We start from the raw sequence: 8347 nt of genomic DNA, 5'->3' as shown, positions 1-8347 counted from the left end.
CTTCACAAGCCGAAACGCAAATTAGCAGGCAAAAAAGCAACAGGAATCGCATAGTATGGATTTTTCTCAATTCGCATCAAAAATATCAAAAGTTCAGCAGATGTCACTTCCTGGAGAAGCGGCTCAGTTGGAAATGGCTCCGCTAGAGCGTCTGCAAGAGCTCAAACGCAAAGCAGTTGAGGCGCAAACGGCACGCAGAGCGGGGGTGATGGTACTTTTTTATCCAGATCTTAAATTGCAAACACGCTTTGCGCTCATCCTCAGAAAAACCTACAAAGGCGTACATTCGGCTCAAATTGGTTTTCCAGGGGGCAGTTATGAAGATACTGACGCTGATCTGATGCAAACAGCTTTAAGAGAAACGGAGGAGGAGATCGGAGTTCCCACAGGTGATATTCACGTACTTAAAGAATTGACCCATGTGTATATTCCGCCGAGCAATTTTTATGTGCATCCGTATTTGGGAATCGTTCAAGACACGCCAAAATTCATTCTTCAAGAATCAGAAGTTGACGCTTTGGTAGAGGTGGATCTGCCGCAATTCCTCTCCGATGATCCCTTAACCACCCGTGTGCTCACAACCTCATATGCTCACCAGATCAAGGTGCCAGCCTTTGAACTCAACGGTCATATTGTTTGGGGTGCTACGGCCATGATGCTCAATGAGGTGAGAGAGCTGTTAAAGCAGCTTTAAGACCAGAGTCATTTTCGTATCTTTGGCGGGCTAAAGAAAACTACATGGGGCTTTTTAAGCGAAATCCATTTGGACATATTCTATTTATCAAACGTTGGTTGATCCGCATTTTGGGCGCCATGACCCACCGCAGATTCAAAGGCTTTAATGAATTGCAGATAGAAGGTTCGGAGATCATCAAAGATCTGCCAGATAACAATGTGCTATTCGTTTCCAACCACCAAACCTATTTTGCAGACGTAGTGGCTATGTTCCATGTGTTTAATGCAAGTCTCAGCGGCCGTGTGGATAGTATCAAGAATATTGGCTACCTCTGGCAACCCAAGTTGAACCTTTACTTTGTGGCGGCTAAGGAGACCATGAGTGCAGGACTATTGCCAAAGATATTGGCCTATACGGGATCCGTAAGTATTGAGCGTACTTGGAGAGAAAAAGGAAAAGAGATCAATCGTCAAGTAAAGATGAGTGATGTCAACAATATTTCTGTGGCCTTAGAAGACGGTTGGGTAATTACCTTTCCGCAAGGGACCACTAAGCCATGGAAACCTATTCGTCGTGGTACGGCACATATCATTAAACAAAACAAACCTCTGGTAGTTCCTATAGTAATTGATGGGTTTAGACGTTCCTTTGATCGTAAAGGACTGCGCATTAAAAAGCGCAATATCTTGCAATCTATGGTAATCAAGGAGCCGTTGGAAATCGATTATGAGAATGATTCCGTGGATTCCATAGTAGAAAAACTGCAGTATGCCATCGAACAACATCCATCCTTCTTAAAAGTAATTCCTCAAGAGGAGTTGGCTCAGGCAGAAGAGCTCAATAAAAAACGTCGCTACCGTCAGGATTAGTTCTTAGACTTCCATCTTTTTTAATTCGACATAATTGCGCTTAAGTCTGCGCAACATCAAGCCGTATACTAGATAGTAGATCAGGGCAATAAAGCCAATAAATAGAATGCCAACAATGATCTGAGATATAAAGAACACGCTGGTGAAACTGGCCAGATCAACCTCTGCATAGCCTTCTGGGAAGGTTGCTTTTAAGAGTCCATAAAGCTGTTCTTTGTTGAAATAGTAATAAATGTTCACTGCGATCAAAGTGATTACGGAGGTGCCGATATTGTAGTAGACAAAATAGCGCACGGTACGACGGGTCTTCAAGATCTTACGCATTAGTTCCTTGAGCGTATCGGTGCTGTTAATGGCTTGGTAATTTCTGTAGAAGAGGTAGATAAAACCTGCAAATATGGTGTAATGGATTACGTTGACCATAGTGAAGGCGCGGCTTAGGCCCATACCTTGATTGATGGTCTTACTCGATTCTGGAATCAAGAAATTAAGACCGATCCAGATGGCGATCTCGATCACAGAGGCGATCAGGATCCATTTGACAACTGAAGAAGACTTCTTCAATATCATTGGATAGATGTCGTCAAAACTCAGCTTCGGTAGCTCATGCTCCCGTGCTTGCCATTGCTTTTTTAAAAGTTCGAGTTGATCCATAATTCCTACGGATTTAAAATTTTACGCAACTTTTCCTTTATTCTGTTCATCTTTACTCTAGCATTAACTTCTGAAATACCCATGGTTTCAGAGATTTCACGATAAGACTTGTCTTCCAAATACAAGAACACCAAGGCCTTGTCAATGTCATTCAAATCCTTTACTGCCGCGTACATCAGCTTCAATTGTTCCTCGATGGTATCATCGTACTTCTCCGACGCGATCTTAAAACTAACTCCTTCAAATTCCTGTGTCGCTACGCCCTTCTTGCTCTTACGATAAAGCGTAATTGCCGTGTTCAGGGCCACGCGATACATCCAAGTGCTAAACTTGGCATCCCCGCGAAACTTAGGATAAGCCTTCCACAGTTGTATTGTGATTTCCTGAAATAGGTCGTTGTGCGCATCCTGATTTCGGGTGTACAGTCGACATATTTTATGAACCACGTTTTGATGCTCTTCGAGCTGTTTTACAAAACTATGTTTCAGGTTTTGATCCAAAGGTTGATTGTTAGTGTTAGAGGTTTTTCTACAGTTTGCATTTGATCTATTGTAAACTGCGAATTAACTTCATTGGTTTGTTCTCTTTGCAAGACTTTTGTTACAGGATTTCTGCTAAAAATACGCGCATTAATTTGTAACTAGTTCTGAACCTGTACTTTAATTGGCCCGCCAGGATTGAGCCAAGTTCCACCAAGTTCATCAATGTTTACATCTAATTCATCAGAGGTGTCTATACTTTTTACATTGATATTCACTTCTTCTGAGGTGTCTACGCCACGTAAATTTACATAGAGTTCATCATAGGTATTGATGTCCTTTATGCTCACTTCAACCAAGCCGTTCTCATTAAGCGGCACTAAGCCATACTGCGAATGTGGTTTGAGATCGTTTAAGCCGTTATCGGCATAGGCCTTGGGCATCAAATCCAATTTCATGGCTGTGTTCACGGTGAGACAGACTGCAATAACAGTTAAGACTACTTTAGTATAAGTATCTGCTTTCATAATTATAAGTTTTGTAGGTTGAATCAATTATTGTTCCGTAAAGGTGACCAAGGTCAAAGACTCTGATTTTCCTTTTAGCGGATGCGCTCCTAGGTTCTTTTCTGAGATCCCCTCAGGCAATTTGACCAGCAGTTGCGCAAAATCCTCACTGGCGAGAATATCAACACCCAAGGAGTTGCAGCTGCTTTGAATACGAGCGGCAGTGTTGAGCACATCTCCAGAAAAGGCGATCTCCCGCTTTATTTGGCCCAATTCACCACTCATTACGTTTCCACAATGGTAGCCTACTTTGAATTCAGGTACCAGTCCGTATTTAGCTTCGTATTTTGATGCTTTATTGCTGATGAGTTCCTTCATGAGGTAGTAGCACACCAGGGCATTTGAATTCTTTAGACCCCGTTTCATCTTCCAACTCAAAACTACTTCGTCGCCTACGTATTGATAGACCTCACCGTAGGTGCGCACTACAGCGGGAGCGATATCTCTAAAGAAGTCTTTGAGAAAATTAAAGTAACGCGCCTCTCCGAGTTGCTCCGCAATTCCTGTGGCATTGCGAATGTCGGCAAACATGAAAATGCGCCGCTCCTGCTTGGGCCTAAAATATTTACCCAATAAATAGTCCGGAAATACTCCCGGGCCAAAACGATCATTCACCATTAGGATTATCAGTGTAACCAAGACGATAAATAGCCAAATCAGGTAATTCTTTACAAACATCCAACTGGAGAAAAAGAAGAAGGTCTCTTCCAAAACATCCTCATCGTAAATGGGAAGGTCCAAGTTCTGGCCTTGCAAATAGATGTTGCCCGCTGCGCTGACCAGAAACGCGGTTATGGTATAGATCACCAAAATGATCAAAAAGGCATTGATGAAGGAGAACCTGCGCAGGGCGCGTTCCATTAAATGAATGGTGACAAGCCCTCCAATGATCCCTGCAGAGGTGGAGATGATCAAATTGGCAATGAAATTAGACAAAAAGTCATATTCCGTAGTCAGCACTCGGTTGCTCGCCAAAATGCTGTACTCATAAAAGAACATGACATTGCTGATTAGCACCCAGGCAATGGTTACCCAGAGCGCTCTTCTGAGGTAGGCCGATATTTGCCTCCTTGAAGACCTAAAGGATTTTCCAGCCATAGACGCTTAACAGTTCTTGTATTTATCGTGTAATCCCGCGCCGGCATTGATCATTGGGCGGCATTTCTCTAAGCGACTCAACCGGGTTTTCTCTTGTTTTGCACTCCCAATATGATCTGCGTACTCCCGTTGCTTACCGGGAGTTAAGGCATCAAAAGCTGTTTTTAAACCAGCATCTTGATCAAAGGCAGTTTGTAATTCTATAGGAATCACCAAAGTCTTTGTCTTGCGCTGGGGTTTGATCTCTTTACCTTGTTTTTGATTCTCGATGGCTTCTAAAGCGTAAGCCTTGACCATATCAAAATCAACTTCAGCTAAAGAATTCCAGTTGAGCTGGCGCATCCCACGAGTTTTACCCTCCTGAGCATTGCGCAAGACACCTTTTGGATCGCTTAGAAAAGATCCGTTGAAAAACCACAATCCGAAGTGGTTCTTAAAGGCACCGATACCCATAACATTCTTGCCCCCAACGGTATAGGTGGGGATGCCCCATTTAACCGTTTCTACGGCCTCGGTTTGTTGCAAAAGGCTGCGGAGTTGGGTGAGTTCCTGCTCCCAATGATTGTTTTTGGCTATATAGGCTTCAATCTTTTCTGCATCGGTCATAGTTTAATTGTTTAGTTAGTTGTGTGCTTTAAGACCTGATAAAGCTGATGGTCTGGCGATATCCGTCTGCCATTACTTGTACAAAGTAAACACCTTTAGGCAGATCAGCTACTGACAAACGCACTTGGCCTTGTCCTTGTGATTCTGGCTCAATATTGAGACGTTTACCGCTGATGTCATATACTGTATACGTATTTACCACCACGTTTGGATTGTGAGCAATGGTCACAAATTCTGAAGCAGGATTTGGGAAGGCACGCAATTGCAGATCCAAACTGTTCTCTTCTACAGACAAGAAGGCATCATAAAGCGTTTGCAAGGAATCTATTGGCTCTTCTCCAAAAGGCATTTCTTCAATATTCAAACGCAGGTAAGGATTCCCTGGAGTGTCGTCTGGACGATACACCTGCAAAAAGGCGGAAGTTGAAGAAGTTCCTCGGTCCAAACAACGCGCATCGGCGCCGGCAAAGTTTGCTCCTTGCATGGCAGCCATAAGCTTATCGGCCAAGGTTCCTGAGGTGCTCACAAAATTCGCCTCCATATTTTCTAAAACTGTGGCGTTCAATAAAATGTTTCCTTGTACAGAGTAGGTTGGGCCTTGAATATCGTCCTTATAATCGTCTGCACTAGATCCTGTATATCCTGCTGTACGCGGAGCTCCTGTATCTGGATTGAAATCCGCAATTCCGTATTGGCGGAAGGTTGGGTCGTCAAAAGGTCCACCGCTACCACAAGGGAAACTGTCATTGGCAAAGAGCCATGAGATGATCTCTGCTGGAGAAGCCCCAGCTTCCATTTGCTCGATCCCGTTGGCTAAGTTGGCATTCGGGATACAAACATAAGCCTGAGAGTTGATTCCTCCACGGCCCGGAATAATGGCGCTGATAATGTCAATGAGTCCTCCAAGGTCTCCAACGCCATCTACGCAGGATGCGCCAGCCGCGCCTACTTCACCAGTGGCTGGGTCAACGGCTACAATAGAAAAGGTGTCTTGTGCTTTGGCCTGAAACAAGGCAAAGCAAATGGTCAATAATAGTGTAATTTTTCGCATTTCTTTTTCAAATTGGTTACCCTTAAAGATACCACTTTTTCAGTTGAGCCTTCCTTTTTTACAGTTCAGTCGGATTTTTTAGTCGGACTGATTTCGCAGCTGCATCTTTGAACCATCAATCAAAAAATGAAAATCAGCGCTCATGCGAAAATTCACCAAATCACTCGTCTTATTTTTAATCTCCTGTTTAGGGTTTTTAATCCAGGCTTTTGGGCAAACTACAGTAAACGGTTCAGTTACTGATCCTAGCGGAAACCCGGTAGAGGGAGCCAATGTCTTTTTAGTAGGAACCTATGACGGGGCATCCACTGCCGCCGATGGAAGCTTCAGTTTTGAATCCGAAGAAACAGGAGTACAAACACTTTCGATCTCGTACATTGGTTTTGAAACCTTGGAATATGCTGCAGAGATCACGGCAATGAATGGTCTTACACTTAAACTACGAGAAGACCTTAATGCATTGGAAACTGTGGTGCTGTCTGCGGGAACCTTTGAAGCCGGAGACAATAGCAAGGTCTCCGTTTTAAAACCTTTGGACGTGGTTACCACAGCAAGCGCCTTGGGTGATTTTGTCGGAGCGCTGCAAACTTTACCAGGAACCACCACGGTTTCTGAAGACGGCCGTCTTTTTGTTCGTGGTGGTGATGCTGGAGAAACACAAATCTTTATAGATGGGATCCGTGTTTTTACGCCCTACACGCCTACAACCAATAACATTCCAACTCGCGGACGCTATTCGCCATTTCTCTTTGATGGGATCACTTTTTCTACCGGCGGATATTCTGCGGAATTCGGGCAGGGCTTGTCTTCAGTGCTTTTGCTCAATACCATTGATGAGCCTGTCCAGAATAAAACAGACATAGCCATTATGACCGTGGGAGGTTCTTTGGGACACACCAAACTTTGGGATAAGAGTTCGGTGAGTTTTAATGCTTCTTACATCAATCTAGCACCTTATTTAGTGGTTTATCCAGATCGAAATGATTGGGATGAGCCTTTTGAAACCTTTGCAGGGGAGGCGGTATATCGTCACAAGATAGGAGACGGACTCTTAAAGGTCTACACGGCTTTTGACAGTTCAAACTTTAGCTTGACTCAGGAGGATATTAACCTTGAGGAAGGCTTGTTCTTTCGTTTAAAGAACAGAAACTGGTACACCAACAGCTCTTATTACAAACGCTTTGACAACGGTTGGAAGTTGGATCTGGGCGGAAGTTTTACCGTTGCCAATACCGATGTGACCATCATTGACAACAATATAGACAACACGGAATATTCCGTTCACGCAAAAGCAAAGGTGAGAAAGCGATTCAACAGTAGGTTTAAGTTGGCTTTTGGAGCCGAACAGTTTTGGACCGATTTTGATGAGAATTTCAACAATCCAGACTTTAATGTGGATTACGGCTTCAATAATAACATCAGTGCAGCCTTTGCGGAGAGCGATATCATTTTCTCCAAAAAGTTTGCTGTAAAGGTCGGACTGCGTGGGGAGTACACCCAAGCCAATGACCGTTTTAGTATTGCACCGCGAGTTTCATCAGCCTATAAAACAGGGAAACACAGTCAACTGTCTTTGGCTTACGGAAACTTTTATCAGCAGGTTGGGAATGACTTTTTAAAGTTTTCCCCAGGATTGGATCCGCAGATGACACAACACTATATCTTAAACTATCAGTTCAGCCATGAAGGAAAGATCTTCAGAGCAGAGCTGTACCGCAAAGACTATAATGATCTGGTCACTTTTGACACGGAAATGGCCGGTTTTGAAAGTCAATTTGGAAACGCTGGAGACGGCTACGCGCAAGGCTTTGATCTTTTTTGGAGGGATAATACGTCCATTAAGAATCTGGACTATTGGGTGAGTTATTCCTATTTGGATACCGAGCGACAGTATCAAAACTTTCCAACAGCAGCCACACCTAATTTTGCCAATACACATAACCTCTCTGTGGTGACCAAACTTTGGGTAGATAAGCTAAAGAGTCAGTTGGGTTGGAGCTATCAATACAGTAGTGGAAGAACTTATACGGATCTGAACAGGCCTGGATTTTTACAAGAAAAGACCAAGGACTTTCACAGTCTGAGTTTTAATTGGGCTTATCTCATTGACCAACAAAAGATCTTGTACTTCTCGGTAAACAATATGCTGGGCTTTAAAAATGTGAACGGGTATCAGTACGCCAACACGCCCAATGCAAACGGTCAATTTGATCGCCGAGCCCTGCGTCCGGCAGCAGATCAGTTCTTCTTTGTCGGCTTCTTTTGGACCATCTCCGATGACGGAACAGACAACCAATTGGACAACCTCTAAGACAGAACTACACTTCATCAGCAAAAAACAACAGTTG

Annotated in this window: 9 protein-coding genes; 3 read left to right on the top strand and 6 right to left on the bottom strand. The window is 43.6% G+C overall.

The window, feature by feature from the left end:
• Window positions 1-100 precede the first annotated feature (100 nt).
• Window positions 101-694, top strand: coding sequence for an NUDIX hydrolase (locus ACSLP7_RS11770; protein WP_435579488.1), 594 nt, complete (start codon window positions 101-103; stop codon window positions 692-694).
• A gap of 44 nt (window positions 695-738) precedes the next feature.
• A complete protein-coding gene (locus tag ACSLP7_RS11765; RefSeq protein ID WP_291186598.1) occupies window positions 739-1545 on the top strand; it encodes a lysophospholipid acyltransferase family protein in 807 nt (268 codons plus the stop codon).
• A gap of 3 nt (window positions 1546-1548) precedes the next feature.
• Here the strand turns inward: ACSLP7_RS11765 and ACSLP7_RS11760 are convergent, their stop codons facing one another.
• The 6 genes from ACSLP7_RS11760 to ACSLP7_RS11735 form a co-directional block, all read right to left on the bottom strand.
• Window positions 1549-2199 (bottom strand): hypothetical protein, encoded by a 651-nt coding sequence (locus ACSLP7_RS11760; protein WP_435579487.1) that lies wholly within the window; start codon window positions 2197-2199, stop codon window positions 1549-1551.
• Between the two features lie 5 nt (window positions 2200-2204).
• Window positions 2205-2699 (bottom strand): RNA polymerase sigma factor, encoded by a 495-nt coding sequence (locus tag ACSLP7_RS11755; RefSeq protein WP_272833236.1) that lies wholly within the window; start codon window positions 2697-2699, stop codon window positions 2205-2207.
• Window positions 2700-2839: 140 nt separating this feature from the next.
• Entirely contained in the window at window positions 2840-3205 is a 366-nt protein-coding gene (locus tag ACSLP7_RS11750; RefSeq protein WP_272833237.1) for a hypothetical protein, read from the bottom strand.
• Between the two features lie 27 nt (window positions 3206-3232).
• Window positions 3233-4342: an adenylate/guanylate cyclase domain-containing protein gene (locus ACSLP7_RS11745; RefSeq protein WP_435579486.1), complete on the bottom strand. Its 1110-nt coding sequence runs from the start codon at window positions 4340-4342 to the stop codon at window positions 3233-3235.
• Window positions 4343-4348: 6 nt separating this feature from the next.
• Window positions 4349-4948 (bottom strand): YdeI/OmpD-associated family protein, encoded by a 600-nt coding sequence (locus ACSLP7_RS11740; RefSeq protein ID WP_435579485.1) that lies wholly within the window; start codon window positions 4946-4948, stop codon window positions 4349-4351.
• 28 nt (window positions 4949-4976) lie between these two features.
• A complete protein-coding gene (locus ACSLP7_RS11735; protein ID WP_435579484.1) occupies window positions 4977-5999 on the bottom strand; it encodes a DUF1028 domain-containing protein in 1023 nt (340 codons plus the stop codon).
• Window positions 6000-6141: 142 nt separating this feature from the next.
• Between ACSLP7_RS11735 and ACSLP7_RS11730 the strand changes: the two genes are divergently transcribed.
• A complete protein-coding gene (locus ACSLP7_RS11730) occupies window positions 6142-8310 on the top strand; it encodes a TonB-dependent receptor (protein ID WP_435579483.1) in 2169 nt (722 codons plus the stop codon).
• Window positions 8311-8347: the final 37 nt, after the last annotated feature.

The organism is Gilvibacter sp., assembly GCF_965601605.1.
In the GTDB taxonomy this organism is placed as follows: domain Bacteria; phylum Bacteroidota; class Bacteroidia; order Flavobacteriales; family Flavobacteriaceae; genus Gilvibacter.
This window is presented reverse-complemented; position numbering and strand designations above follow the sequence as displayed.